The organism is Paenibacillus sp. Y859 (assembly GCF_056786405.1).
In genome coordinates this window covers 501,874-528,696 of record NZ_JBXCIZ010000001.1, presented here as the reverse complement: position 1 = coordinate 528,696, position 26,823 = coordinate 501,874, and the positions used below count along the sequence as shown (strand labels likewise).

The 26,823-nt window shown below is 41.0% G+C and carries 32 protein-coding genes and 1 pseudogene; 24 read left to right on the top strand and 9 right to left on the bottom strand.

Annotated features, from left to right (window positions below):
- The first annotated feature begins 32 nt into the window (after nt 1-32).
- Both AC1TO8_RS02715 and AC1TO8_RS02710 read left to right on the top strand, forming a co-directional pair.
- Nucleotides 33-479 (top strand): MarR family winged helix-turn-helix transcriptional regulator, encoded by a 447-nt coding sequence (locus AC1TO8_RS02715; protein WP_482054489.1) that lies wholly within the window; start codon nt 33-35, stop codon nt 477-479.
- 21 nt (nt 480-500) lie between these two features.
- Nucleotides 501-698, top strand: coding sequence for a YwbE family protein (locus AC1TO8_RS02710; protein ID WP_458631200.1), 198 nt, complete (start codon nt 501-503; stop codon nt 696-698).
- A 114-nt stretch (nt 699-812) separates the two neighbouring features.
- Here AC1TO8_RS02710 and AC1TO8_RS02705 read toward each other — a convergent pair whose 3' ends face one another.
- Entirely contained in the window at nt 813-1,115 is a 303-nt protein-coding gene (locus tag AC1TO8_RS02705) for a hypothetical protein (protein WP_482054066.1), read from the bottom strand.
- Between the two features lie 146 nt (nt 1,116-1,261).
- Between AC1TO8_RS02705 and AC1TO8_RS02700 the strand changes: the two genes are divergently transcribed.
- The gene (locus AC1TO8_RS02700; RefSeq protein ID WP_482054065.1) at nt 1,262-2,257 is read left to right on the top strand and encodes an N-acetylglucosamine kinase; all 996 of its coding nucleotides are present in this window, start codon (nt 1,262-1,264) and stop codon (nt 2,255-2,257) included.
- A gap of 71 nt (nt 2,258-2,328) precedes the next feature.
- The gene (locus AC1TO8_RS02695; RefSeq protein ID WP_482054064.1) at nt 2,329-2,757 is read left to right on the top strand and encodes a GNAT family N-acetyltransferase; all 429 of its coding nucleotides are present in this window, start codon (nt 2,329-2,331) and stop codon (nt 2,755-2,757) included.
- Nucleotides 2,758-2,804: 47 nt separating this feature from the next.
- Here AC1TO8_RS02695 and AC1TO8_RS02690 read toward each other — a convergent pair whose 3' ends face one another.
- Nucleotides 2,805-3,242: a hypothetical protein gene (locus AC1TO8_RS02690; protein WP_482054063.1), complete on the bottom strand. Its 438-nt coding sequence runs from the start codon at nt 3,240-3,242 to the stop codon at nt 2,805-2,807.
- 99 nt (nt 3,243-3,341) lie between these two features.
- On the opposite strand from AC1TO8_RS02690, the gene AC1TO8_RS02685 reads away from it, so the two are divergent.
- The 5 genes from AC1TO8_RS02685 (at nt 3,342) to AC1TO8_RS02665 (ending at nt 9,754) form a co-directional block, all read left to right on the top strand.
- The gene (locus tag AC1TO8_RS02685; protein ID WP_482054062.1) at nt 3,342-4,163 is read left to right on the top strand and encodes a B3/B4 domain-containing protein; all 822 of its coding nucleotides are present in this window, start codon (nt 3,342-3,344) and stop codon (nt 4,161-4,163) included.
- A complete protein-coding gene (locus AC1TO8_RS02680) occupies nt 4,123-4,845 on the top strand; it encodes an AzlC family ABC transporter permease (protein ID WP_482054061.1) in 723 nt (240 codons plus the stop codon). Before AC1TO8_RS02685 ends, AC1TO8_RS02680 begins: the two co-directional genes overlap by 41 nt.
- Nucleotides 4,842-5,141: an AzlD domain-containing protein gene (locus AC1TO8_RS02675; RefSeq protein WP_482054060.1), complete on the top strand. Its 300-nt coding sequence runs from the start codon at nt 4,842-4,844 to the stop codon at nt 5,139-5,141. The genes AC1TO8_RS02680 and AC1TO8_RS02675 overlap by 4 nt, the downstream gene beginning before the upstream one ends.
- A gap of 176 nt (nt 5,142-5,317) precedes the next feature.
- The gene (gene pdxR, locus AC1TO8_RS02670; protein WP_482054059.1) at nt 5,318-6,829 is read left to right on the top strand and encodes a MocR-like pyridoxine biosynthesis transcription factor PdxR; all 1,512 of its coding nucleotides are present in this window, start codon (nt 5,318-5,320) and stop codon (nt 6,827-6,829) included.
- Nucleotides 6,830-7,309: 480 nt separating this feature from the next.
- The gene (locus AC1TO8_RS02665; RefSeq protein WP_482054058.1) at nt 7,310-9,754 is read left to right on the top strand and encodes a glycoside hydrolase family 6 protein; all 2,445 of its coding nucleotides are present in this window, start codon (nt 7,310-7,312) and stop codon (nt 9,752-9,754) included.
- Nucleotides 9,755-9,769: 15 nt separating this feature from the next.
- Here the strand turns inward: AC1TO8_RS02665 and AC1TO8_RS02660 are convergent, their stop codons facing one another.
- Nucleotides 9,770-10,192: a hypothetical protein gene (locus tag AC1TO8_RS02660; protein ID WP_482054057.1), complete on the bottom strand. Its 423-nt coding sequence runs from the start codon at nt 10,190-10,192 to the stop codon at nt 9,770-9,772.
- A 36-nt stretch (nt 10,193-10,228) separates the two neighbouring features.
- On the opposite strand from AC1TO8_RS02660, the pseudogene AC1TO8_RS02655 reads away from it, so the two are divergent.
- The 3 genes and pseudogenes from AC1TO8_RS02655 to AC1TO8_RS02645 form a co-directional block, all read left to right on the top strand.
- Nucleotides 10,229-10,402, top strand: a pseudogene (locus AC1TO8_RS02655) (beta-L-arabinofuranosidase domain-containing protein); the annotation flags it as partial.
- Nucleotides 10,382-10,570 (top strand): hypothetical protein, encoded by a 189-nt coding sequence (locus AC1TO8_RS02650; RefSeq protein WP_482054488.1) that lies wholly within the window; start codon nt 10,382-10,384, stop codon nt 10,568-10,570. The pseudogene AC1TO8_RS02655 and the gene AC1TO8_RS02650, both read left to right, overlap by 21 nt.
- 203 nt (nt 10,571-10,773) lie before the next feature.
- Nucleotides 10,774-11,406 (top strand): GDSL-type esterase/lipase family protein, encoded by a 633-nt coding sequence (locus tag AC1TO8_RS02645; protein WP_482054056.1) that lies wholly within the window; start codon nt 10,774-10,776, stop codon nt 11,404-11,406.
- 93 nt (nt 11,407-11,499) lie between these two features.
- On the opposite strand, the gene AC1TO8_RS02640 is transcribed toward AC1TO8_RS02645, so the two are convergent.
- From AC1TO8_RS02640 to AC1TO8_RS02630, 3 genes are all read right to left on the bottom strand, one after another.
- On the bottom strand, nt 11,500-12,171 hold the full coding sequence (locus AC1TO8_RS02640; RefSeq protein WP_482054055.1) for a tetratricopeptide repeat protein: 672 nt from the start codon (nt 12,169-12,171) through the stop codon (nt 11,500-11,502).
- A gap of 49 nt (nt 12,172-12,220) precedes the next feature.
- Nucleotides 12,221-14,206, bottom strand: coding sequence for a GTP-binding protein (locus AC1TO8_RS02635; protein WP_482054054.1), 1,986 nt, complete (start codon nt 14,204-14,206; stop codon nt 12,221-12,223).
- Nucleotides 14,207-14,531: 325 nt separating this feature from the next.
- Nucleotides 14,532-16,559 carry a beta-galactosidase gene (locus tag AC1TO8_RS02630; RefSeq protein ID WP_482054053.1) on the bottom strand — a complete coding sequence of 676 codons (2,028 nt, stop codon included), beginning with the start codon at nt 16,557-16,559 and terminating at the stop codon, nt 14,532-14,534.
- 136 nt (nt 16,560-16,695) lie between these two features.
- Here AC1TO8_RS02630 and AC1TO8_RS02625 point away from each other — a divergent pair, with 136 nt between their 5' ends.
- The 5 genes from AC1TO8_RS02625 (at nt 16,696) to AC1TO8_RS02605 (ending at nt 20,256) form a co-directional block, all read left to right on the top strand.
- Nucleotides 16,696-17,523, top strand: a complete 828-nt coding sequence (locus AC1TO8_RS02625) for an AraC family transcriptional regulator (protein ID WP_482054052.1) — start codon at nt 16,696-16,698, stop codon at nt 17,521-17,523.
- A gap of 111 nt (nt 17,524-17,634) precedes the next feature.
- Nucleotides 17,635-18,417, top strand: coding sequence for an alpha/beta hydrolase (locus AC1TO8_RS02620; RefSeq protein ID WP_482054051.1), 783 nt, complete (start codon nt 17,635-17,637; stop codon nt 18,415-18,417).
- Nucleotides 18,418-18,454: 37 nt separating this feature from the next.
- On the top strand, nt 18,455-19,339 hold the full coding sequence (locus tag AC1TO8_RS02615; protein WP_482054050.1) for an SMP-30/gluconolactonase/LRE family protein: 885 nt from the start codon (nt 18,455-18,457) through the stop codon (nt 19,337-19,339).
- A 569-nt stretch (nt 19,340-19,908) separates the two neighbouring features.
- Nucleotides 19,909-20,016, top strand: a complete 108-nt coding sequence (locus tag AC1TO8_RS02610; RefSeq protein ID WP_482054049.1) for a YjcZ family sporulation protein — start codon at nt 19,909-19,911, stop codon at nt 20,014-20,016.
- Between the two features lie 114 nt (nt 20,017-20,130).
- Entirely contained in the window at nt 20,131-20,256 is a 126-nt protein-coding gene (locus AC1TO8_RS02605; protein WP_482054048.1) for a hypothetical protein, read from the top strand.
- A 217-nt stretch (nt 20,257-20,473) separates the two neighbouring features.
- Here the strand turns inward: AC1TO8_RS02605 and AC1TO8_RS02600 are convergent, their stop codons facing one another.
- Together AC1TO8_RS02600 and AC1TO8_RS02595 are read right to left on the bottom strand one after the other, a co-directional pair.
- On the bottom strand, nt 20,474-21,682 hold the full coding sequence (locus AC1TO8_RS02600; protein WP_482054047.1) for a tyrosine-type recombinase/integrase: 1,209 nt from the start codon (nt 21,680-21,682) through the stop codon (nt 20,474-20,476).
- Between the two features lie 13 nt (nt 21,683-21,695).
- Nucleotides 21,696-22,034: a helix-turn-helix domain-containing protein gene (locus AC1TO8_RS02595; protein WP_482054046.1), complete on the bottom strand. Its 339-nt coding sequence runs from the start codon at nt 22,032-22,034 to the stop codon at nt 21,696-21,698.
- A gap of 125 nt (nt 22,035-22,159) precedes the next feature.
- Here AC1TO8_RS02595 and AC1TO8_RS02590 point away from each other — a divergent pair, with 125 nt between their 5' ends.
- The 3 genes from AC1TO8_RS02590 to AC1TO8_RS02580 all read left to right on the top strand — a co-directional run bounded on the left by AC1TO8_RS02590 (nt 22,160) and on the right by AC1TO8_RS02580 (nt 23,408).
- A complete protein-coding gene (locus AC1TO8_RS02590; protein WP_482054045.1) occupies nt 22,160-22,351 on the top strand; it encodes a helix-turn-helix transcriptional regulator in 192 nt (63 codons plus the stop codon).
- A gap of 101 nt (nt 22,352-22,452) precedes the next feature.
- A complete protein-coding gene (locus AC1TO8_RS02585) occupies nt 22,453-22,722 on the top strand; it encodes a helix-turn-helix domain-containing protein (RefSeq protein WP_482054044.1) in 270 nt (89 codons plus the stop codon).
- Nucleotides 22,719-23,408 (top strand): Rha family transcriptional regulator, encoded by a 690-nt coding sequence (locus tag AC1TO8_RS02580; protein ID WP_482054043.1) that lies wholly within the window; start codon nt 22,719-22,721, stop codon nt 23,406-23,408. The genes AC1TO8_RS02585 and AC1TO8_RS02580 overlap by 4 nt, the downstream gene beginning before the upstream one ends.
- A 228-nt stretch (nt 23,409-23,636) precedes the next feature.
- Here AC1TO8_RS02580 and AC1TO8_RS02575 read toward each other — a convergent pair whose 3' ends face one another.
- Nucleotides 23,637-23,876, bottom strand: a complete 240-nt coding sequence (locus AC1TO8_RS02575) for a hypothetical protein (protein ID WP_482054042.1) — start codon at nt 23,874-23,876, stop codon at nt 23,637-23,639.
- A gap of 193 nt (nt 23,877-24,069) precedes the next feature.
- Here AC1TO8_RS02575 and AC1TO8_RS02570 point away from each other — a divergent pair, with 193 nt between their 5' ends.
- The 4 genes from AC1TO8_RS02570 (at nt 24,070) to dnaB (ending at nt 26,811) form a co-directional block, all read left to right on the top strand.
- Entirely contained in the window at nt 24,070-24,327 is a 258-nt protein-coding gene (locus tag AC1TO8_RS02570) for a hypothetical protein (protein ID WP_482054041.1), read from the top strand.
- A gap of 90 nt (nt 24,328-24,417) precedes the next feature.
- Nucleotides 24,418-25,146: a hypothetical protein gene (locus AC1TO8_RS02565; protein ID WP_482054040.1), complete on the top strand. Its 729-nt coding sequence runs from the start codon at nt 24,418-24,420 to the stop codon at nt 25,144-25,146.
- A 10-nt stretch (nt 25,147-25,156) separates the two neighbouring features.
- Complete coding sequence (locus AC1TO8_RS02560; RefSeq protein ID WP_482054039.1) at nt 25,157-25,516, top strand: hypothetical protein; 360 nt, start codon at nt 25,157-25,159, stop codon at nt 25,514-25,516.
- Complete coding sequence (gene dnaB / locus AC1TO8_RS02555) at nt 25,513-26,811, top strand: replicative DNA helicase (protein WP_482054038.1); 1,299 nt, start codon at nt 25,513-25,515, stop codon at nt 26,809-26,811. The genes AC1TO8_RS02560 and dnaB overlap by 4 nt, the downstream gene beginning before the upstream one ends.
- Nucleotides 26,812-26,823 lie beyond the last annotated feature (12 nt).

Here is a 26,823-nt window from a genome sequence, read left to right as displayed (position 1 = left end):
TAATATATTTGGAGGTAGAGTTTGTGGTAGAGATTAATAAGAACAAAAGTAACAATGAGCTTTCACTCGATTTGTTTATTGTGCTAGTGCGGGCCTATAATTCAGTAATAGCTCATTCCACTCGCAGTATTCAAAGTCACGGATTGAACCCTACAGAATTTGGTGTGCTAGAATTGTTGTATCATAAGGGCCCTCAACCGTTACAGAAGATAGGAGAGAAGGTCCTTATTTCAAGCGGAAACATTACCTATGTAGCGGATAAACTACAGAATAAGAACCTACTTGTGAGAATTGCATCTCCAGATGATAGACGCGTTATATTTGCAGATCTAACAGAAGAAGGAAGAGCCTTCATGGATGATGTATTTCCTCAACATAAGAACATTATAGTTAATTCTGTAGAAGGTTTAGATGAGGAAGAGAAGAAGCAAGCTATTGGACTTTTGAAGAAATTAGGACTTTCAGCAGAAAGTAAATGATAAATTGGGAAGTGAACAGAAATGAATGGTCAACTACGATCTACAATAACTGCAGGACTTGAGGTAGATATTGTACTGAAGCAAGATCAACCAACAGGTAAGTTAACTCGAGGAACCGTCAAGGATATACTGACGAATTCTCCGAAGCACCCTCACGGAATTAAAGTCCGTTTAACCAGTGGACAGGTTGGACGTGTCCAGCATATTATTCAGAAATAAGAGCCGTAATGGCTGAATACTTATGAACAACCTGGAATAGATAAAGGCAGCATTGAACTTGGTAATCAAGTCTAATGCTGCCTTTGTTGTGTCACTGTCGTTACGTCTGATTCGTTACATCATCCTGAAACGTTCCAACTGTTCCCACAACTTCTCTTGGATTAATATTTCCCTCTGCTTAGGACCGAGGAGATCGAAATGAGGAAACATAGTACGATGATGAATATATTTAGGTGGCAATCCGTTAGCGATACACCATTCAGATAAACGTGTCACGTCAGCACAACCTACCTTGGTCACTGTGTTGAATTTAGGGAATCGAGGATCGATCCAGTAATGAGTAAGATAAGCAATTTCCCCTCTGTTCACGGCTGCTTTCCATTGCGATAATTCTTCACGGTTTATTCCAAAAGCCATTTTTATCATTCATCCCTATTTGGTTATTAGTATTCATTATACATGAGGAGAAGGTATATCGACCACAATCAAGATGCCAATAGGATTACATGTTCCTTCTCATGGAGTATAATTAGATTTTCTACATAATAAGGGAGCTGAATTCGTTGAATACAAAAGTCATTGTTGGAATTGACGGTGGTGGAAGCCATACACGTATTCTTGTCGTGGATCAGAGTGGACATGCCCTTTCTTATATCGAGACAGGAGGGTCTAATCCCTATCATCATCAAGATGCGGATCGTCATCTTCAAGATGGTATTCGTGAAGCTCTTGAGGTTGCCGGGCGTACAGCAGGTGATGTTGCATCTCTAACAGCGGGCTTAGCTGGTCTTGATGATGAGAAGGATTATTTGTGGGCGAATCAGCAGCTTGCGGCTACTGGTATAAAGGGAACTATAAATGCAGTAAATGATGCGTTTCCCGCACAGGTGGGAGCTTTTCTCGGAGAATCGGGGATTGTCGCGATCTGTGGTACGGGCTCTATCATCTATGGACGGAATGAGCAGGGGAAAGAACAACGTAATTATCAATTTGAACAATATGCACCTGCTGCTGCAAGGTTTCTAGGATACGATGCTGCTCACCGAATCATTGCAGGTAGATATGTTCAGGCTGATCTCTCCTTCGTGAGAGAAGTGTTGGATTTCTTTCAGTTGGATGATGTACATCAGCTGGCACAGATGGGTGCTACAGGGTTCTATGAGGACGCTAAGGTTAGGAATCGTATCTTTGGGCATCTTGCACCTCACGTGACTGTAGCTGCAGAATGTGGAGTTCCGTTAGCATGTCAAGTGTGTGATCGTGCTGCAGAATCGGTGGTCATGGGTGTTTCTCTAGTGGGATCTTCGTTCCTTTCAGCGGATATCCGAGTGTCATTGATAGGGAGTGTTCTATTAAGTACATATATGAAAAAAGCTGTATTGAAGCAACTTAGTATCACTAATACTACTGGAAGAAACTATATTTTCAGTGATGCACAGGTTGTACCCGTTGTAGGGGGAGTTATTCACGCGTTAAAAGAAGTGGGGTTGGAACCTTCAACCGACGTATTCTCATCCCTACAGAGATTTGTTCATAATCACGTTGTGAAGGAAAGTTGATATTCTTCATCAAACCTATTAAAGTAACGTATGAGCTATTAACTAGAACAAATGGGCTGGAGGTATACAACATGTTGCTAAACGTTAAATCTTATATTCATAAGCAGGAAGTGGCAGAACTGCTTTCCTATGCTGTTTTTCCAGATGATAAGTCTTTGGATGCTGCCATACAGAAGTATGAGGAGACCGAGTCTTTGCAGCTTTATGGATTTGAAGACGAGAAGTTATTGGTAGGGCTAATCGGCTATGAGATGGATGATACAAAAATTGTTACGGTTCATCATTTGGCTGTATTGCCCGAGAATCGACTAAAGGGGTATGGACGAGGGATATTCTTTGAGTTAATAAAGACTAGAAATCCATCTCAAATTATCGTGGAGACGGATGAAGAAGCAGTAGACTTTTATCGAAATATTGGATTTGTTGTGTATAGTCTAGGCGAAATTCATCCAGGTGTAGAACGCTTCCGATGTGTATATGAAGTAGAAGATGAAGAATAATAATAACTTGATTGCTTGAGACAAAGAACCTGAGGGAGAAATCTCCTTCAGGTTCTTCTCATTAGGAGATATATCCCTTCCATCAATAAACCAAGAATAAACCCGCCCAACATAAACACCGCGAAAGTCAGAAAGCCAGCGAGATCCTCCCAGCCCGACATATCTCTATTAGTGTACAGGAACATAAGTACAAGACCGATTACAATCCCGATAGTGGTAATGAGCCATACAAGACGCGCGCCAAGCCATCCGAATCCATTAAGTATACCGGAGATAATGAAGGAAGACAGAGCAAAACGCAGGAGAATGATAATATCTAGTTGTTGTCCCAGAAAGGCGAAACGATGCAGGCCTAGTAGCAGCCACAAGATGAATCCGTAAGTGACCATCCAGAGGAACCAGTGTCTACTTTTTGTCGAAGGCATAAATTTCATTTGATCCTTCCTCTCCATATCGTTCTCATTGATCTTATTAATTATAGTCACAAAAAGTGGTATGGTGTATTCATTTGAAATTGGTTATTTATAAATATAATATAATTGAGGTATAATTTGACATATAGTCGAGTTAAGGAGGACGCCTGTATGAATCAAATGCGTAGTTATCATGGTGGGAACAGTAGAGAGTTGAAAGTTGAATTTTCAAAGGATGTTTTTTCCATAGCACCAGACTTATATGTTGGATTGATTGCCACTCCCAAAGCTATAAACGTGGACAAAGATCCTGAGGTGGATGCGTTACTTACACATATGGAACAAGAAATAATGAATTCTGATCTTCGAAGAGATTCGATCAGTGAACTTCCTACTATTGCTGCTTGGCGAAGGATTTATAGTCAATTTGGAGTGAAACCCACAAGGTACCCATGTGCTGCGGAATCTCTTATTCGGCGGGTGATCGAACAAGGGTCATTGGCAAGGATTAATACCCTAGTGGATTTATGTAATGCGATATCACTGAAATGTCGCACTCCGATTGCTTCATGTGACATCTGTGATGTACAAGAATTGGTCATTCGAAGAGCGGAAGGGAACGAACGTTATTTGCCCATCGGTAAGGTTGATGAATATGAGAATCCAGCACGAGGTGAGATCATCTATGCGGATAATGTAGAGAGAGCTCACTCCCGACGTTGGAATTGGAGACAGAGCGATACGATTAAGACCACCACGGAATCTTCACAAATGCTATTTACAATTGAAGCCGTTCATAAAGAAGCTAAAGTACTAGTAGAGGCAACTACGTTTCTTCTAAATGAATTGTTACAACCATTTACCGAAGCGGGAACTTGTGAAATGTCCTTTATTCATAAGGATTCTCCTAAGCATACATTTCAATTACATAGTGAGGGGGTCTTTATAGATCATGACGAATACAATGGGGCAAGTGAAAAGAGGATTGATTGATTCCGTTCCCATCGTAATAGGATATATCCCAGCATGTGTCACATTCGGGCTAGTTGGTAAAGCGCTATCGTTGGGGAATTTAGAAGTATTTCTGTTATCAGCGTTAGTGTACGCCGGAGCAAGTCAGTTTATTGGTGTCCAACTGTTAGCGGCCGGGACTGCGGCACCCATTATTCTTCTGCTCACCTTGATTATCAATTTAAGATACTTTTTTATCAGCATGTCGTTCTCAAAAAGGGTAAGTAGTGACTCCCACTCATTCTTCAAAGGGATCATTAGCTTCGGGTTAACGGAAGAGGTATATGCGATAAGTATGATGTCAGAAAAAAACCGAGGGCAAGTAGGGAATCAATCCATACCCTATTTACTGGGATTAGAGTTCCCGCCATACGCGGTCACATTAATCTCAACGTATGCAGGAATTATGCTTGCAGGTTATATTCCTACAGGTATCCTGCCTGCACTTAATACTTCACTCTATGCCTTGCTAATCGCACTGATTATTCCCCAAATACTCGGAAATAGGAGAAATCTGGCGATTTGTATCTCTGCGGCTATCACTTCGTGGTTGTTACAGCCATTCTTAGGAACAGCTACTGTACTTATAGCTATGTTAATCGGAGCAAGCGTAGGCAGATGGGTACCTACTCAAGAGGATAAGATCAGGAGTGAAGTAATATGACGTTGTTAGTGATCTTGGGAATGGGTGTAATCACGTTCTTATTTCGATTCACCCCCCTGCTGCTTATTAAGAGGTCAGAGGTTGAAAATAGAAGAAATGGATTTCTGGAGAATCTACCATTGGCTGTACTTAGTGCATTGACCATTCCTGGTATATTTCAAGTTGACGAAGAGACACCGATGGTAGGAATTGCAGCGGGAATCGTGGCGATTTTCCTCGTATTACTAAAAAAGGTACCTTTATTTGGGGTGATTGTTGTCACTGTTATGGTAGCTATTGCTGTAAAGATTCTTTAAAAAATTGTGAGGACTTATTAGTATGAGAGTATTGTTAAAGTGTCTGTAGATGGTATGTTTGGTGAAGATCTAAATCACACGGGAGCGCATAAAAATTAATAATACACTTGGACAAGTTCTCCTTGCTAATCGAATGAATGTAAAGAAAGATCTGGATGGTTAAGGGGGGATATCACTTGTCACACGAGTTACTGATCAGAATAGATAAAACGCTAGATACATCTTTAACCAGACAAATTTACGAGCAAATCTTACAATCGATAACGAATGGTTGCTTACGGACGGGCGAACCAATCCCATCAACACGGTTATTGGCTGAGCAGATTCAAGTTTCTCGGAGTGTTATTCTTCAGGCTTATGAACAGCTTCAAGCTGAAGGGTACCTAGAGATGAGGAAGGGTGCCGGGACATTCATTGCAGCAAGCGTAGCAGAAGTAGACATAGACCTTGTGAGCAATGAACTTAATTTAGATTATGGTGTGACTACGAAAATACCCAATTTTATATCGGCAGTAAACTCGCCTTTATCTGGAATTGTAAATAGCAGAAATCAAGCGGTTTCCTATGATTTCCGTCATGGTGTTCCTGCTTGGGATGTATTTCCTATGGACCGTTGGCAAAGGTCCTTGACGGAAGCGTGTCGAAGAGCCACGCCTGATATGCTTACTTATGGGCCAGCGGAAGGGTCCTTCTCGCTAAGGGAGGAGATCGCACGATTGGTGCGGTCTACCCGCTCTATTCCAGCCGTACCTGAGCAAATTGTCATAACAACGGGAGCTACACAGGCATTAGATATACTCGCCAGACTATGTCTAAACGATGGTGAACAGGTACTCGTAGAAGATCCAACTCATAATGTGTTGCGTGAAATATTTAGATTCTCAGGCGGTGAAGTGATTCCTGTACGTGTAGACCAAGAAGGAATATGTGTTCATGAAATTGATCAGAGTATTGCTTTGCATAGTAAAAGGACTGTGATAAGTCCTAAATTACTCTATGTTACACCATCACATCAGTTCCCAACGGGCGTAACGATGTCATTAAATCGGAGAATAGAACTCTTAGATTGGGCGAGAAAGACAGGGGCATTAATTATTGAAGATGACTATGATAGTGAGTATAGATATGTGGGCCAAAAGGTATCTGCGCTGGCAGGACTAGATTCAAGCGGTCGGGTCGTTTATGTTGGAAGCTTCAGTAAAATTCTGTTTCCTGCTTTACGTATTGGCTACGCTATCTTGCCTCCTGCCTTAATAGAGCCATTTCTAGCTATTAAGTGGATTACGGATCGTATGACGCCTACGTTGGAGCAGGAAGCACTAACGGATTTTATACAGTCAGGTCAATATGCCAAGCACGTGAGTCAAATGGGGAAACTATATGCTTCTCGCAGAACTTGTTTAGTGAATTCACTAGATCAAGAATTTGGGGAGCGTGTCAAGTATTTTGGAGACGAAGCAGGGTTACACTTGTTAATTGAACTAGAAACGACAGCTAATGAAGAGGTGATTGCCAGGAAGGCACTTCAATATGGATCCAAAATATATCCGGCATCCGACTATTTCATGAATGCCAAACCCAACAAGGCTACTTTTCTATTAGGGTACTCCAATTTATCAGAGAATCAAATAAGATTGGGTATTAAGCAGGTAGCACTCGCAGAAAAGGAATGTTCAAAAAATAAATAAGCTATTTAGCATTCCTTTACCAATGGAGTATTTAAATTCTTCGCTAAACCTTGCCATACATTTACGCCTCCTCTAGAACTTCTATACTAATTCTATTAATCAGAACTCAGCAAGAACGAACTTGAATTGAAAGGTCTATGATTCTCCACTTCATTCAATCAACAATATCATCTGAAATATGGAGCAAAGCTATTGTTTTTTAAAGTTTATCTTTAAATCAATATAAAACCATGCTAGTATATATAATGACAGTATTTACTATAATTTGTATATATGTTACTTCGTTGTATCTTTGTGCATTAATGGAATCTTGAAGGGGGGTGAAAAGGCGTACTTCATTCATAGGGAGGTGATGATAACACAACGTTGAAATGATTTTAGTTGGTATGTGTATAAAGAGTGTCAGGGAATAACGAACCTTCATGTAAGCGTTTTCTTTATTTGGTTGGGTTATTTTAAAAAATTAAAGGAGCTGAAGAAATGACAAATATATTTAGAAAGAAATCTTTTAAATTGTTTGTTCTCTTAACATTTCTTATCACTACGTGGATACCATTAGGAGGCACTAACACTTTCGCCGCTGAAACACATGTGGATAACCCCTTCGTTGGTGCAACGCAATATGTGAATCCTGATTATGCGGACCTCATTGATACTTCGATTGCTCAGCTGAACGATAGTAACTTAATCGCCCAAATGAATACTGTAAAAACATACCCAACAGCGATTTGGTTAGATCGCATAGCGGCGATCTACGGTGGCGAGGAAAACGGAGGTCGTAAAAGCTTAGAACAAACTTTGGATCATATACTCACTCAAAAACAAGGAAATACACCAATCGTAGCTATGTTTGTAATTTACGATTTGCCTGGTCGGGATTGTCACGCATTGGCATCAAATGGTGAACTTCCATTGACTCAAGAAGGTTTACAAACTTACAAAACAGATTACATTGACGTCATTGCTGATTTATTTGCAAAACCTAAATATGATGAAATTCGCATTGTTAGCATTATTGAACCGGATTCATTACCGAATCTTGTGACGAATTTAAATACTCCTGCTTGCGCAGCTGCTAATTCAACGAATATTTATCGTGATGCTACGCAATATGCACTTGATCAATTACATGCGATTCCAAATGTGTATACTTATATGGATATTGGTCACTCTGGTTGGTTAGGTTGGAGTACTAATCTACAACCTTCTGTCGATCTGTTCACGACTGTTGTTAATGGAACAACTGCAGGTTTGAATAGTGTGGACGGATTCATTACGAATACGGCCAACACAACTCCAACAGAAGAGCCAAACTTGCCAAACGCAGAGTTGAGTATAGGTGGACAACCACTAAGATCTGCCGATTACTATGAATGGAATCCGCATTTTGATGAAGTAGACTTTACCGCAGCGTTGTATTCTGCTTTTGTTGCTAAAGGCTGGCCAACAACTACGGGCTTCTTAATTGATACATCTCGCAACGGTTGGGGTGGACCAACAAGACCAACAAGTGCTAGTGGGTCTACACCAACGACATACGCGGATTCTGGACGAATTGACCAACGTTTACATCGTGGTAACTGGTGTAATGCAAGTGGAGCGGGTATGGGTATACCTCCAACAGTTGCTCCTTCAGGTTACTCAGCATCACATCTTGATGCGTTCGTATGGGTGAAACCACCGGGAGAATCCGATGGATCAAGCTCTGTCATTCCGAATAATGAAGGCAAAGGTTTTGATAGAATGTGTGATCCTACGTATACCAATGCAAATGGGACATTGACAGGCGCCCTGCCTAATGCACCTGTGTCGGGTCACTGGTTTCATGATCAATTTGTACAACTGGTAACCAATGCTTTCCCAGTCATCCCAGGTAGTGGTGGAGGTACGTTACCACAAGTTCCTGCTACACCGATTGGATTGATAGCGACTTCAGACAATGCTAAAGTGAGTTTGAGTTGGAGCGCGGTCACGGGAGCGAACAGCTATACGGTGAAACGGGCTACGACAAGTAGTGGGCCGTATACGGATATAGTAACCAATGTCACTAGTACGGATTATGTGGATAGTGGAGTTGTTAATGAGACGACCTACTACTATGTAGTAAGTGCTACGAATAGTGCAGGGTCAAGTGCAAATTCTGCAGAAGTGAATGCTACACCAACAGTAGGTTCAACTAATCCTACAGTTCCAACATCACCGATAGGATTGATTGCAACAGCTGGAGACACCCAAGTAGGCTTAAGTTGGACAACATCTACCGGAGCAACCAGTTATACCGTAAAAAGTGCAACAACAAATGGTGGACCGTATACGAATATTGCAACGGGTATAACAGATCTGAATTATGTGAACTCAGGATTGACGAATGGAATTACTTATTATTATGTAGTAAGTGCAGTTAATTCGGAGGGTGAAAGCTTGAATTCCGATCAAGTAGCTGCAACACCAGAAGGCGTTTTAGTTGTAAGTGATTTGACTGTACAATATAAAACAAACAGCTCTGACACGACTGGTAACACGGTACAATCGAGCTTTAATATTGTGAACTCAAGTGATACAGCTGTGAACCTGAGCAATCTAAAGCTTCGATATTACTTCACGAATGAAGGAAGTTCTGCCTTAAGCTTTTGGTGTGATTGGGCACAGATAGGGACAAGTCATGTAAGTGGTTCTTTTGAAACAATCACTCCAGACAAAGCAGGTGCGGATACGTATTTGGAGATTTCATTTGGCCCTTCGGCAGGAAGTATTCCAGCTGGTGGACAAAGTGGTGATATTCAAATTCGTGTGGCAAAGGACAATTGGTCTAACTTTGACTTCTCTAATGATTACTCATTTAATGGTACGTTAACAAACTATACGAACTGGGACAAAGTAACGCTGCACCAAAGTGGCACTCTAGTATGGGGAGTTCAACCGTAAAGTATATTACAGATTTCATGTGTCCGAACGGATAATCCGTTCGGACACATTTATGGACAGAGTTGTCTTAGAAGCTGGTAATCGTTGTATTCCCTTCACATGTTGCAAAGCCTGTTTTGAAACTTCGATCATTAGTGATGTCACTAAGTAATGAGCTGCATAGATATTATATTCAGGTGAGTTGGCTACATGCAATAGCTGGCGGAACTGAATGTTGACTCGGTCAATAATTGGCGGTGAAAAGAAGTGCGGGATGTAAATAAAACCACTCTGAGTTGAGGAGTGTGAATCTGGTGAAGAGGGAATTACAGCGATTTCCCTCAGTACTTTTTCTTCATCAACTAACTCATATGTATCTATGATTCGTTTGGCGTGGGTCCATGGGTGAATGGATTCGAACTGCCCTCCTAATGTGAATTGAAGACCCGTTCTGGTCAAAGTATGGCGAGCATATTCGTGATGTTCACTCAGAGTGATGCCCCTGTTCGAGAACAGAGGGAAGCGCATGGACATGCAGTTCGTGCTGTATATATGTACACTGCGATGGCTGATGTAGCAGCGGAGACTGGAGATGAGGGTTTACTCCAAGCCTGTCGTACATTATGGGATAATATCGTAGATAAACAAATGTATATTACGGGTGGAATGATGATTATTGAAGGAGACGCCCTGCTAGATGAACAAGGCGATTGGGGAAGTGAATTATATCGTCCTTTAAGGAATGTAACTAAACCAGTAAAGTTACGCGCTATACCTTATAATAGCTGGGGAAATCGTGAAGCGGGTGAGATGAGCATTTGGATTCGCAGGAAATAATGAGAATGGAATAAAGCTCCGATTTCTTGATTGTATATCCGCTATAGCGGTCGAAATCAGAGTACAAAGCATATGCTTTGTACTCTTTTCACATTTTTATAAATTCAATGTACATTCTCCTGTTGCCAATGGAAGTTGGCACTCATAAACTATGGTAATTAGCTATTCAGATTGAAGTGATCAATTCGGGAGGTTGAGCGATTGTGGTCATCCATTACACTGCGATTGGAGATTCATTAACGGTTGGTTTTGGAGCTATGCCTGGAAACGGATTTGTACCCGTATATAGAAAGTTATCGGAGCGACAACTGCAGACTTTTGTCGCTCATGATAATTTAGGTGTTAATGGTTTAACTTCACAGGGGTTATTTGAGTATATATCCCAGAATACTACCTTTAGACATTTACTAAGTCAGGCAGATATCATTACAATCTCTATTGGCGGGAACGACTTGATTAGAGCGGCAAATTTGACTAAAGAAACGGGATCAGAATTTAATTTCAATCAAACACTTCGAGATTGCAAAATAAACTTCTCGCGAATAATGGAATCCATTTATCAGTTGAAGGCGAGCTCGAAACGACCTTTTATTATTCGAGTGGTAGGGTTGTATAATCCTTTTCCGCAAATAGAGAAGGCATCCTATTATGTTCAGCAATATAATCGATATTTAGAAAGCTATACAAACGGAACATTTGCTGTAGCCAATATATATGGTTCTTTCAGGAGAAGGGAGAGAGAACTGCTCTCACTCGATCGAGTACATCCCAATGGACATGGCTATCGAATCATTGCTGAACAACTCAATAGGTTAGGATTTAGACAGCTTGAGTAGGGAGACTTTTGTATATCAACGATATCAAAGAGTTGTGGGATATAAAATACGCAACCTCCTCAATAAAAGGGGGATGCGTATTTCATGATAGATCTACCTCATTCTTTTCACAATACTTAGAACAGCCCATTTCCGTTCTTGTCGTTTCTTGTATTTAGGCAAGGAACGATAGATATCAATGGAATCAGAGAAGGCAGTCTGTGCTTCTTGCTTCAGTCCCATTTCCTTGTACATCATTCCTAATAGATAACAGGCTTCGCATGAAGAAGAATGGATATCTTGATACTGTCGCACGTATTTCTCGACTTTCGCATGATCGGAACGCTGATATATGGACGCTAACCTGAGGTAAGGTTGGCCGTATTTAACTCGCGGATTTATGGAGAGCGCCTTAAGAATATGAGTTTCACCTTCCTCGATGTGACCAAGCATCAGGTTAGCCGTCCCTAAGTCATCCCAGTATTCTGCCGAATGTTCGAATTGGACCTGAATGCTGTTGAGTATCTCAAGTGCTTCTTGGTATTTCTTCCGTTCAATTAGGAGGCAAGATAGCTCGTGCTTGGAAGAAACATCATTTCGATTCATTAGAATCTGTGAGCGTAATTTAGAAATCTTCTTCATTCTTTTGAAAGGTTTTGTTAAGCTAGGGAAGACACCTACATACCGCCGATCTAGAAAGTAGATGACTGCAACAAGAATAAGTATAGCAATGATCGGGTTTCCAACTAACCTCCATAACAGCATAAAACCAATAAACTTACCCATAATATCCTCCTCATTCTTGATTAAGAAACATCATAATCAATCATATAAATTATAACTGCGATAGTGCATTTCTTACACTTAGAATATATTTGGCTTGATTAAGTGGATCCACGCCGCGTCTTGGACGATCTACTTGGACGGTCGCCGGGCACTCCTGATATCCAGCAAAGGAAGAAGACATGACACCTTTGCCACTTGTCATCGAGCGAAGCTTCACAGGATATTCAAGCGAAGTCGCTACGGGGAGAATACCTTCCACCATAAATCGGTCTGATAGAATGGAGGGTGGAGTGAATTCTGCTCTCATCTGCACGAGATCACTGAGAACTTTCCCACCGTAATCCTCTGGTGTCGTTATTCTGAATTGTAGAATAGGCTCTAGTAACGTCGTGCCTGTGCTGGCAAGACCATTCATAATGCCCATGGGTGTTGCTACTACGAAATCAAGTGGATGCGTGTGCCACACATGATGTTCGCCTTCAGTTAATGTCACCTTGAGATCAGTAACTTCGAATCCGTGAAGTCCTTGTTGTAATGCTTCGGGAACACGCTGGGCCACTTCATTCTGGTATCGCATAAGAAGATCATCACTTCGTACCTGAGACTGGTATATGAGTCCACTGCCGCGTGGAAGGGGCTCAATATGGAAGCGCAGAATGGCCCAGCATGGTTTAGGCATCGTATACGCAATAAATCCTTCTCCAGCAAGTGTGGGCGTTTCCTTGTATATGACTGAAGGTTTATCGAATGTTACATCGAGATTGAACCGATTTTTTAGCAAACTCGATAAAATCTCTAACTGTATTGCTCCCATAACCTTAAGGTGAAGCTCTCGTTCATCTTGAAGCCATTGTAAATCAAGTAGTGGGTCTTCATCTGTTAACTCCTGTAATGCTTCGACTAAGTCCGAATATCGATGATCATCTTGAATATGTACTTGAACTGTAAGTAAAGGGACGGCGATATTCGCGGAAGGGGGTATTCCAATAGAGCTGCCCAGAATATCACCGATCTTACTCTGGTTTAGTCCATAGATTGCAGCTATATCACCTGTAGATACATGTCCTAGATCGATGAACTTTCTTCCATCGAGTTTACGAATTTGTGTGATTTTCTCATGGATATCCCGAGTGATGTTGTGGACCAGATCTCTATTTCGCAAACTGCCTTGATACAGACGAACGTAAGCGGTGCGCCCCATCGTTTTATCACGTTCAATTTTGAAAATAACACCGGACAGAGGAGCATCATCCTCACCTTTAGAGCACGGTAAATACTCGATAATCGTATCCATTAACTCGATCACACCAATGTTCCTTTGGGAAGCACCAAAGCAGATGGGAAATAACTCTCCACTCTTCGAGAGACGTTGAAATCGTTGCTTGAGTTCATCCTCTGGGATGTGTTCACCTTCAATATATCGCAACATGACCTCATCATCCTGTTCTGCAATAGAAGCTACTACGTTGGATAGATCTATTCCAAAGCTTTGATCGTCTTGTTGTATATTCCATACGGGAAGGATTCCAGAGAACTGTTCTCCTTCGCCTTGAGGAATTTGCAATGGCACAGCTAAAGGGGAGAGCAGGCGTTCAATCTGTTCCATTATACCAGTTACGGAGACGCCAACTCTGTCCATCTTATTCACATATATAATTGTGGGGATGCCAAGTGAAGTCAGCGCATGCCAGATCGTCTCTGTCTGTGATTGTATGCCTTCAGCGGCGGATATAATCAATACTGCCCCATCCATAACTCTTAATGAGCGCTCCACCTCGGATAGGAAATCAACATGACCTGGAGTATCTACAAGATTGATCTGAACGTCTTGCCAAACGATCGAAATGTTGGCCGCCCTGATTGAAATTCCCCGTTGTCTCTCAATCTCCAGATGATCCGTCTGAGAAGTTCCATCATCCACACTGCCCAGATTTCTTATCGTACCACTTTCAAATAGCATATGCTCAGTTGTTGTCGTTTTGCCCGCATCGACATGTGCAAAAATACCGACGTTTCTTATTGATTTCCCTACCATCTAAACAACCCCGTTAATTACAAATTATAGTTGAAGGAAGTTCGAAAAGTCATCTTTTGATCACGACTTTTTGAACTCGCATTTTAAGTTTAGTATATCACAGGGTTATCAGTGGGTGAACAGAATGGTGGTATAAGACTTTCCTTCGATTCTGTCAGCATGAATGAGATTACTCTTTTCGAGACACTAATACTATAACGTGTTTCTGATATAATAGTTGGGTTTCGTTTGGTAAGAGAAACAAGCCAGAGCTCCTTTACATAAAGGTGGGCTCTGGCTTGTTATAGTCTAAATATTATTTATATCTAACATTGCGTCATTCGATTTATTTCATCTCTAGAATTTGAACGCCTCGGCTAGCGATTTGTACTGAACCTGTAAGATCAGTTTCTGTTAGGAGATCGCGAACTTGAAGTTGTCCTAAATCAACGGACTGCTCTGTTGCATTATGGTTCATGACGAATAGGAAGTCTTGACCATCCTTGGAGCGACGGCTCACTTCAACGCCTGTTGGTGTTTCAAGCAAAGGTTGTATTCCTTTAGCATCACAAATAGATTTCAAGAGACCGTCGATGAACTTGTCATCTGGATCGGACGCTACATACCAAGCTTCACCCTTGCCGAATTTGTTGCGGGTTAGTACTGGCATACCTTGATAGAAATCTTCGCCATACTCAGCTAATACTTCTGCACCTTCGCTGTGCAATAGATCGCATAGCAATCCACAGTTGTATTCCCCTTGAAGATCGCCAAGCGTGTCTTTCATAACGATTTTGTTGTACGTATCTGGGAAGAGTGCATCAATTTCTTCTACCCAAATTCCAAGCATGTTACGAAGTTCACCTGGGTATCCACCTAATGTCACCATATCGGTCTCGTTGACGATACCACTGAAGAATGTTGTTAAGAACGTTCCACCTGCTTGAACGAAATCATCTAATTTCTTGGCAACACCTGGTTTCACCATGTAGAGGACAGGCGCAATTACGACATCATATTTGCTGAAGTCACTATCTATGCTGATGATATCTGTAGAAATGTTGCGACGGAATAACGCAGCATAATATTTGTGAACTTGGTCTACATAGTTGAGGGCAATGGTTGGTCCACTCGACTTCTCTGCAGCCCACCAGTTATCCCAATCGAATAGAATACCTACTTTGGATTCAGTTACAGTATCTAATGTTGTATCTCCCAACAATTGTAGTTCTCTACCTAATTCGGCTACTTCACGGAATACCCGTGTGTTCTCATGTCCAACATGTTCAATGACAGCACCATGGTATTTCTCACAAGCTCCGGCAGAACGACGCATTTGGAAGAACAAGACGGTATCTGCACCATGGGCAATAGCTTGATAACTCCATAGACGCATTACGCCTGGACGTTTCAGAGAGTTGTAAGCTTGCCAGTTCTGTTGACTCGGTGTCTGCTCCATCAACATGAAAGGTTGTCCGCCTTTAAGCCCGCGCATCAGGTCATGAGCCATCGCTGTGAAGCTGATTGGCGTATCAAGGCCTGGATAACTGTCCCAAGAGATGATGTCCATGTATTTAGCCCATTTAAAGTAATCAAGTGGTTTATAGAATCCCATCATATTTGTTGTAATCAATGATTCTGGAATAACCGATTTAATGGCATCGTACTCTAAGCGGTAGCAATCCAGCATTCCATCTGAATTAAATCTGGCATAGTCCAGTGAAATGCCTTGGAATGTCGAACTATTACTGCCCCAATGCTCACTGAGGTTGGAGGCTGGCACAATTTCTGCCCAATCATAGAAAGTATGTCCCCAGAAATTTGTATTCCAAGCTTTGTTAAGGTTATCCAATGTGCCGTATTGATCTTTCAGCCATACACGGAAACCGGCCGCGCAATTATCACAGTAGCAATCCCCGCCGTACTCATTGGAGATATGCCATACAAGAATAGCAGGGTGGTCTTTGTAACGCTCTGCTAGCTTAAGAGCCATGCGCTCAGAGTATTTACGATACGTAGGACTGTTTGGACAGGAATTATGACGTCCACCGAACTTACGTTTTTGTCCATTAGTGTCTACACGTAGAACATCTGGATATTTGGTTGCCATCCAAGCGGGATGCGCTGCAGTACTTGTACCTAGGCATACATACACACCGCTATCGTACAAGCTGTCGATTAATTGATCGAGCCTTTCGAAGTTATACGTATTTTCGTCGGGTTGATTAAGCGCCCAAGCGAATACGTTAATTGTGGCCATGTCGATGCCAGCTAGTTTAAACATGCGCAAATCCTCTACATGCGTTGCATGATCGTATTGCTCTGGATTATAGTCTCCACCGTAGAACATTTTTGGAAGTTTACTGCTTATCATGTTCCTCACCTCTTCATATAAGAATAATACTATGATATATCATTTTGATTTCCTTTAAAATATAATAATAATTAACAAGTATATAATAATACGGAACTAATTAGTTGCTATTTGGATGAATGGGGGAATCGTTTCAATGCATGCTCAACACCGGCGATTTTTTACGAATATGGGGGAGCGACAACTTCCTCTCTATATGGAGAGTATTGGATTCAATCAAGCGCAAGAGAACCTCAATAGACCTAGTGGTTATCCCTGCTACCATTGGCTACAAACGATACGTGGAGAAGGAGAATTCACATTCGGAGGTACCACTGTACTTTTAAAAGAGAATTCAGGAGTTCTATTACTCCCAAATGAGCCGCATGAATATAAACCTACTTTGGATATATGGGAGACGATGTATATTACATTTATGGGTACTCAAGCGAATGCGATTCTTTCTTCATTTGGGCTGAATCAATCTTCATTGTATCAGTGGGATCAGGAAAGTCAGTTGCAGAGCTATGCAGCGCGGGTATTAGATTCAATTAGCAGTGATCGGGATGTGTCCGAGCTTGATGTGTCAGGAGATACGTATCGATTCCTTATTTTATTGAAGAAACATGGTCGTGTTAATAATCTACCTTCTATCTCAAGCGCCATAGAGCGGCTGAAGCCTGTTCTTACTTTAATGGAAAAAAGTTATGGTGATCCCAATTTGGGTCTTGAGTTGATGGCATCAGAGATTGGGATTAGTCCACGACATTTGAATACGATGTTCAAGCAGACTTTCAGAATGACGGCATACGCGTATTTAATTATGTTTCGAATTCGTAAGGCGAAGGAGAGGATGACAGGTGATGCTAGTATTACAGTCAAAGATACTGCTCATCATGTGGGCTTTCGTGATGTCAGCCACTTTGTAGCTACATTCCGTCGGATTGAGGGGGTGACACCAGAACAATATCGCATATTATATTAATCTTTGAATTTGTTACTTTGACTATAGACTGCAAAGACTCATATGTTTAGAATGGTAATGATTTCATAAACTTCATGATTGATGAAGGAATAGAAAGGTAGTGTAAGCATCATGACTATTTCTCTTTGGCAAGAGCAAGCACCTTTTGCGGTCCAAGGTCGAGAAAGGGACATGCCTCATCTTGTACCTTATATACTTAAAGGTAGCTCGAGTGCGATCATTATTTGTCCTGGGGGAGGGTATCACCATTTAGCAGAGCATGAAGGGGAGCCTGTGGCAAGATGGCTTAATGATCATGGTATTTCTGCTTTTGTACTCAAATATCGAATTGCACCTCATCATGGACCCGCACCTCAAATGGATGGTCGTCAGGCTGTGCGTTATGTGAGAGCACATGCTGATGAGTACGGTATCGACCCTAAGAGAATTGGAATACTTGGATTCTCTGCAGGTGGACATCTAGCCGCTATGACAGGGACGACATTTGATTCGGGGAACCCGCAAAGTGATCATGCTGTAGAACGTGTAAGTTCAAGACCTGACGTAATAATTTTATGTTATCCTGTTATTACCATGAAGGAATACGGGCATGCTGGTTCTCGGGAACAACTCATAGGCCATTCTCCTGATGAACAGTTAGTGGATCAGTACAGTGCAGAAACCCGTGTTTCAATAGAGACACCACCAGCATTTATATGGCATACGGCTAATGATGAGTCTGTACCGGTTGAGAATAGTCTCCAATTTGCACTTTCCTTAAGCCGACATGATATATCTTATGAATTGCATGTTTTTCCAGAAGGAAGACATGGGTTAGGACTGGCAAAGGAACTTTCGGATGTTGGTAAGTGGACAAGTCTATGTATTAGCTGGCTTAAGAATCAAGGATGGTAGTTATAGGGTAAAAAACTTTTAAGGGGGTACTTATTAGATGCAGTCATTGAAAGTAGTAGTTCAAGCTAATGCAACATTAGGTGAAGGTCCAAGTTGGGATGCGAATTACAATAGACTTTTGTGGGTAGATATTGAAGGTCATCTATTGCATATATACTATCCTGACTCGGGTGACGATGTTGTTTATAATATAGGACAATTGATTGGTGCTGTTGTTCCTTATCGGGAAGATGAGGTTATTGTAGCTTTATTTGAAGGTTTTCATAAATATCATTTATCTACAGGGGAACTTACGTTTATCTCCAATCCTGAACAAGACATCCCTAATAATCGCTTTAATGATGGTAAATGTGATCCAAGCGGGCGATTCTGGGCAGGAACGATGAGTCTTAAAGGGCAAGCGGATTGCGGGTCACTTTACTGTCTTGATCATGATTTATCTGTTCGTAAAGTATTAGAGAATGTCTCTACGTCGAATGGATTAGGCTGGAGTCCGGATGGTACTATCATGTACTTTATTGATACTCCTACCCGTCAAGTCGATGCATTTGATTATGATCTGGCTACTGGAACCATCGGTAATCGGCGGATAGCATTTACAATGCCAGAAGATGCAGGTTATCCAGATGGAATGACCGTGGATGCAGAAGGTATGCTCTGGATTGCAGAGTGGAATGGAGGACGAGTGGCTCAATGGAATCCTTACACGGGTCAGCTGCTACAAGTGATTTCGGTACCTTCAGGTCATGTGACATCCTGTGTATTTGGGGGTAAAGATTTGGAAGACCTTTATATCACGACGGCAAGCGTTGGGATGAGCGCTGAGGATCTGAAAGCGCAACCGTTATCGGGTAATCTTTTTCGCATTAGAATGGGCATTAAAGGACAACCAACACATCCTTATGTATCGCTAATGAACTAACCTTTAATCGCTACGAGTTAAACTCCCCGCAGCTTGCTGCGGGGAGTTTCATTTTGTCTTATCAGAGATAATCAATCTATTTTATACATATATAGTAAATTATTGAACATAAAATCTTAAGCTAACTTTTTTGAATGTCTAGTGCCACTTTTCCACTCCTCCCCCCTATCAAAGCCCGCGGCAACCTAGTTCCCTCGTGCAGCTGCATAAAGTACATCTAAATCCAGCCTTATTCCATTTCCGCCAACTGCAGTTGCATAAACAACATCTAATTTACTCAAAAACCCGAATTTCCATCATATCGCCACTTTTAACTACCATTTTTGCATCTATTTCCTTCCCTCTCCACCTATCCCCCAAAATAGATACACGTTATGCAACTACTCGATGAGTAGATCTTACAGATTTCCTAAATTCCTTCATTTCCTCAACTAATGGTGCCGATCGGCGTTTTTCTCGTGTGTTATACGAATTGGGCATGAATAAAACATTAAATGGGGGAATGACTAGACCAATGGAACGCATCGAAACATATCCTACAATATGTTAAAGGGAAGGGAGGAATTGGAATGAGCGGAATGGGTTATGGTGTTGGCTCGAGTCCTTTCACATCAACTGGAGCGATTTTGGTTCTATTCATCTTGTTGGTTATCATTACACGTGCGTTTATTCTGTAAGCATAACGGAGCAACCTAAACATTAGGATAGACAGAAATGTAGAATATAGGTGCCTGTTTCTATCAATTGAATGAATGTTAAGACTATATTTCCTTAGGTGAGGAGGGAAATTTATGAGCGGATGTGTTGGAGGAGTTGGAGGCGTTGGCGTAGGACCTGCACCTTGTAATTCGACAGGAGCAATTCTTGTACTCTTTATTCTATTGGTCATCATCACAATGGGATTGGGTATGTGTTAATTATGATATAAAATAAGTGACTTGGGAGCGGGATGCTTCCAGGTCACTTTGTTGTTTTTTTGTTAAAAAAATTGGACGCCCCTTACAGGGCGTCCTCATGGGAGAGGAGAAACCGTATATAAATGTAGATGTTTTTAGTAGTGAAACACCTTTATTTATAAGGGGATTAACAGAATTGAGTTAATACTGATAAACACTGTAATGTTAAACTGTGATGTTAATTGCCACCTTTTTTGCCACCTTCATCGGCAAGAGAAAAAGGTTGAACAACAGAAGTTGAAAATACCGTTTCAAAAGTGTCAGCCGCTGCCTCGTCGGCTGCTCTTATAACGTGACCATATACATCCATGGTTGTACCTATTTTGGAGTGACCGATCCGTTCAGATATTATTTTTGCATGTATTCCACGATTAATAAGAATCGTCACTGATGTATGTCTAATATCGTGCATTCTAATATGTCGTAGTTTTTTTATTTGAATGAATCTTCTCCATTTCTCTCCAAGAGTTTTAGGATAATATGGCATTCCGTATTTGTTGCAAAAAATAAACTCATCATTTGTTTTCCAAATGTCAATGTTCTTTGTTCGTAGCTTAAACCATTCTTTCTTATACTCTTCTAATTCAGCTATTACTGATGCAGGGATAGATATAGTTCGAACTGATCCTTTATTTTTAGGACCTTTAATTACTGGGACTCCATTCTTAAACGCCGGAATAGACTGTCGTAATTCAATCACCCCTCGATCCACATTGATATGCTTCCATTCTAATCCAAGCAGTTCTGCTCGGCGCATGCCTGACGTAAAAGCAAGTGTTATAAGCACTCGGAATTGTGTAGGCTCGCTCTGTAAATGTTTAAACACTTCTTTAGATTCGGTTTCATCGTAAACATCCACACCAGAAGGTTTATCATCCTTTGGTCTTGCTACTTTTTCCATGGGATTAAAGCTGAGATTATACCATTCTGTCGCTTTTAAAAATATACTCTTCAACATACGGTATATATATAATTTCGTTTGGGCGCCAACGGGTTGACCGGGGTTTCTTATACTTTTCATGTTGTGCAGGAATTCAACTATTGTGAGTGATGTTATTTTATCCAGCGGCATATGTCCAAGCGTTGGGCGAATTCTAGTTTCTAGTTGGTAAATATAGTTGGATTGTGTCGTAATTTCTAAATCGTTAAGCACAAAAATTTCTACCCATTTATCAAGCATTTGATCAAGTATTATCTTTTTGGGTTTATTTATACTAAAAAAACCCTTATCTTCGAGTTCAACAACAAACCTATTCAACTCTTTCTCGGCTTGTCGTTTGGAAGTAGTGTCAACCATCTTAGTTTTTCTGTTTCTTTTTCCTAATGAATCTTCTCCGATGTCTACAACAAGCCTATATCCGGCACCTCTTTTTTCTACCCACGGCATTTAAATCACCTCATTATTTTTTCTGTTTCATAAAATCCCAAAATCTAATCAGTTCGGACTTATCACTTTCAGATGCTGACATTATTTCTCGTATGAAACCATCTAGCTCAGAATCAATATTCGGGAGAATGATATCATTAGTTGCATTATCTTTACCTAAAAGATAGTCAACCGTTACACCAAATATTGTAGCTAATTTTCCAATCATTTCAGTGCTAGGATCTCTTTTCCCAGTTTCCCACATGCCTACAGTGCTTGTGGACATTCCAATCTTCTGGGCTAAATCTATTTGACCCCAATTCTTTTTAATTCTTAATTCAGCGATTCTTTTACCTAATTTGTTTCCATTCACTAATTTGCAACTCCTTAGGATAATGTGTATTAAAAGAAATTTTAAAACACCTTGACTTATCACTATAGGTGATATATCCTGAGGATAACAAATCACTATATGTGAGAAAGGGAGGCGGCGTTAATTTGAATAAGCCATTAATTAATGCACGTAAAGAGAAGGGACTAACTATCATCGAAGCTTCCGCGGAAATTGGGATTTCCTACGGAATGTTAGCAATGCTTGAGAGTAAAAAAAGAAATGGTAGTGATAAGACAAAGGTAAAAGTATCCAGCTTTTACAAGAAAACGGTACAAGAACTTTTCTATACCCATTAAATCACATATAGTGATAATTTGCAATAGCGTGTGATAAAAATATGGGAGAGGTGTGACTTTTGAAAACTACTGATTTTATACAAGATATCAAAAACACGATAATGGCCGACATCACTAATGATGCGAAAGTATTGGTTGATCAAATGTACACGAACAGAATTAAACGTGCGACGTTATCAGCCGAAGAGGCGGCGGAGTACATCGGGGTATCGAAAATAACACTTTACACGATGGTAAAGGAAAAACAACTTCCAAATTTCACAGTAGGATCTTCATCATCGCAACGTCCGCAAATCAGAATTAGGTTGTCTGCTTTAGATAAATGGATGGAACAACAAGAACTATTAAATATGAAAGGAGCAATCATATGAATCAATTAGTATTTATCGAAAGTGGACGAGTCATAACAGACAGCTTGATGGTATCTGAAAAGTTCAACAAATCACATGATGACGTCTTAAGGGATATTCGGACTCAGATTGAAAAGCTTATCATCGCAGGAGAAAGACAATTCTCACTCAGCAACTTTGCGGAGTCAAACTATCGAAATGGTCGTGGCAGAGAGTATCCCAAGTTTGACATGACAGAAGACGCATTCGCGATTGTAGCGATGTCATATGTGACTGCCGATGCAATGAAAATGAAAGTTCGGTTTCTGCAAGAGTTTAAAAGAATGCGCAAGCAGTTAGAAGATCCTGCACCGCTTACCGAAAGACAAGCAGCCATCAAATCCTTGAAACTCACAATTGAGATGGCAGAGGAGATGGACGCAATAAAAGGGATCACACACGTTCATGAATCTAAGCTTCTTGAACTCGAACAGAAGGTGGACGAGCAGATCACACTAGAACAAGGTGAACAACGTCGAGTCCAGATAGCTATTGCAACACGAATATTCGACATCCAAGAAGATGATGGCAAACGTAGCCCCTTATTCCGGGAACTACATCGTGAACTAAAGAACCGTTGGGGCGTATCCAGTTACCGCGATTTGCTCCGAAAGGACATTCTGAGTGTATTGGCTTACATTAACGCTTGGGTGCCAAGGAAGGCGTAGAGAGTTGATTAGAGGGAGGTGAAAAGGATGAAGGTAAGCGAAGAAAAAACCGCCGCTGTAGGGGCGACGGTACAATGTTGTGACGATTGCGGGAAAGTCTTTCATAAGAAAAACTATATCACATGCACAAAGTGTGGTGAAGCCTTACGAGCTGTCAAATCAAACGATTTATTGTGTTGCGGAATGCTTTGGAATGGTGATAATTATTGCGGAATCTGTGGGGAAAAGTTAAATACCGTTCCAATCAGTTTCTTCAATAACCTGAACAAGTAAGCTTTCACCACAAATGGTACAGGTGATAATGTCACGATTCTTAATTTTTCCTTTGCATGCTAGACATTCAATTACAAGCTTTGTTTTAGCACATAAGCCGCAATAAACATCACCGCTTTCACTCGTGCTGAAGTAACAGCCTTCATTGGGACAAACTCTAACTACTTTTTCTTCCAATAGTCTCCCGGCTTTCATATTGAATTTGGTAAGTCTCGACAACTACCATTATTCGACACAAGAGTACATTAAACCTACTAGAAAGGAGATTAGACATGAAAACAACACCAAGAGAATGGTTAGACCTCACATCGGGTGAGCGAATGTCAGCGCTAAACTTAGCAGCAGATGAAACGGCTAAAAAGTGGGCTAAAAGGGAGGGACAAGCCTAATGAGTAGAAGGAAACGAGCGAATGTGTTCTCGACGTGCTTTGGTAAAAGTGAAAACGTGACAGTTGAAAAGTCGCAGAATCAGTTGGAGTTCTTTACGGACTCCCAAATCGAACCTCTTTTTGAAACATCAGGAATACGTAACATTCTAGCAATTCGAGATCTATTGAATGACGCTTATCCAGTTTCGGAGTTTGGGAGTAGTAAGGAAATGCGGATGCGGAGAAAACAAAAAAAAAGACCACGTCTTCACACGTGATCGGCTTAAAAAAAATTAATTGCACTTATCATATCACATACACGGAAGGGTGGAAAGCCCCTTCACTTAACAGAAATAGCAGGTGGTGAAATGGAAGGCTGGATTAAGGTTCACCGCAAGATGTTGGATAATCCGGTTGTTTGTAAGGATAGCGAACATGTTTCCGTATGGATGTATTTACTCTTGAATGCAACTCATAAAGAGTACCCAGCTATGTTTTTAGGTAACAAAATTATGCTCCAACCAGGGCAGTTAATAACGGGTAGAAAGTCGATTTCTGAGAAATTGAAAATATCAGAAAGTAAGGTTCAACGTGTTCTTAAATCATTCGAAAGTGAACAACAGATCGAACAACAGAATGGCAACAAAAACCGCTTGGTTACGGTGCTTTCGTGGTCTGATTACCAAGATGGCGAACAACAGATTGAACAACAACTGAACAACAAGCGAACAACAACTGAACAACAACTGAACACAAACAAGAATGTAAAGAATGTAAAGAATGATAAAGAAGTAATATACTCTGATCATTTTGAAACATTCTGGAATACCTACCCACGAAAGATTGCAAAGAAAGAAGCTGCTAAGACATTTGAAAAGGTGATCAAAGCAGGAGAGGATCCAAACGTCATTATTCAATGTGCTAGTAACTATCAAATTCAATGCAATCTATTAAAAACCGAACCACAGTTTATCAAGCATCCCAAATCATTTCTAAACGAAGATCGATATAAAGATTATTTACAAAGCAACAAAGCAGGAAGCTCAGGATCACCAGATAGTAATCAAGGACGACTGGACTTCATGGTTGATATTTAGGAGGTGCCATATGAAAAGGGAAGAAGCAAAACAGATATTTGAGAAACTAGCATCGAATTACCCTAACTGGAAAGTGGATAAGACAATTGCTACAAACTGGGTGGATGAACTGGAATCAGAGGATGCAGAGAACGCATGGGCCAACACCAAGGAATATATCCGCAAAGAGAAATTTGCCCCCACTCTCTCAGATATCGTTAAACCAAACGCTAAATTGGAAGCCGAGAAGGAAATAAATCGAACACGCCAACTACTACGTGAGCAAGACGAATTAAAAAAAGGAATACCCAAAGACCCACCATGGGTGCGTGAAGGGATTAGCAGGGAAGCGTGGGCGAAGCGAATCGTAGCCGAGAAAAAAGCAACATGAGCTATTACAGCATAGAAGCAGAACAAGCCATACTGGGTGCAATCCTTCTCACACCTGAACTGATATACGAAACTATTTTAGTGGATGATGAATTTTACTACGAGCCGAATCAATGCATATTTGAAAACATGATCGAGTTGAGAGAGCAGGAAAAAAAGATAGATGTGGTTACTCTCTCATCAAAATTAGGTGAAAAGTTACAGGACATTGGGGGCATAAAGTACCTACTAGACCTGAGCCGATCCGTTCCAACAGTTTCAGATTTCAGACAGCACGAACAAATATTAAAAGAGAAGTCTGTCATTCGCTTCGGGATGGAATCTCTTAAAAAGGTTTACAGTAACAACCATGAAGATTCAAGAGCATTTGTTGCTGAGATAACTGGGATTGCAGAAGCTTTAAGTGATCGTTCAAGAGTCGAAAATGGATTCACACGTATTCGTGATGGCCTGATTACACATTCCGATATATTACAAAACAAAAAATATAATGACACCCCTTTAGGGGCGAGCACAGTCGGTACTGATTTGGATCGCATCACAGGAAAATGGCAGAAGCAAACACTTAACATAGTCGCTGCAAGGCCATCTGTGGGCAAGACAGCGTTCATGCTTAACAATGTAGCTATAAACGGCAAAGAAGGCATGACGGTTGCAATATTCAGCCTTGAACAGCCTGAAAACCAACTGTACGACCGCATGATATCCGCTGAGTGCAACATTGATGGAGATCGCATCAGGACCGGACAGCTTCTCGATGATGAATGGGTCAAGTATACGATCGGATTATCAAATCTATCTGATCTAAATATCTACATCGATGATCGTCCAGGTCTAAACATCCAAGAGATCCGAGCTGCTGTTCGAAAGTTGAAAAAGAAGAACCCAGAATTGATTGTATACGTGGATTATCTTCAGTTGATCAAGGGCGGTAAAAATTATTCAAACCGCAACAGGAATGATGAAGTGGGTTATGTGAGCTCCAGTTTAAAGCAGATGGCACGAGAAAACGATTGCCCAGTAATTGCCCTTGCACAGCTAAGTAGGAGCGTAGAACAAAGACAGGACAAGCGACCGATGATGTCAGACCTCAGAGAGTCCGGCAATATCGAACAGGACGCAGACACAATATCATTTCTCTATCGCGACGATTACTACAATGCGGATTCAGAGAAAAAGAACATAATCGAGATCATAGTCGCTAAGAATCGTGAAGGACAAACAGGAGTTGCAGAAATGGTCAATCTAAAAAACTATGGAAAATTCATAGATTACGACTACAGACCAACTCGCTAAAACACATTTAAG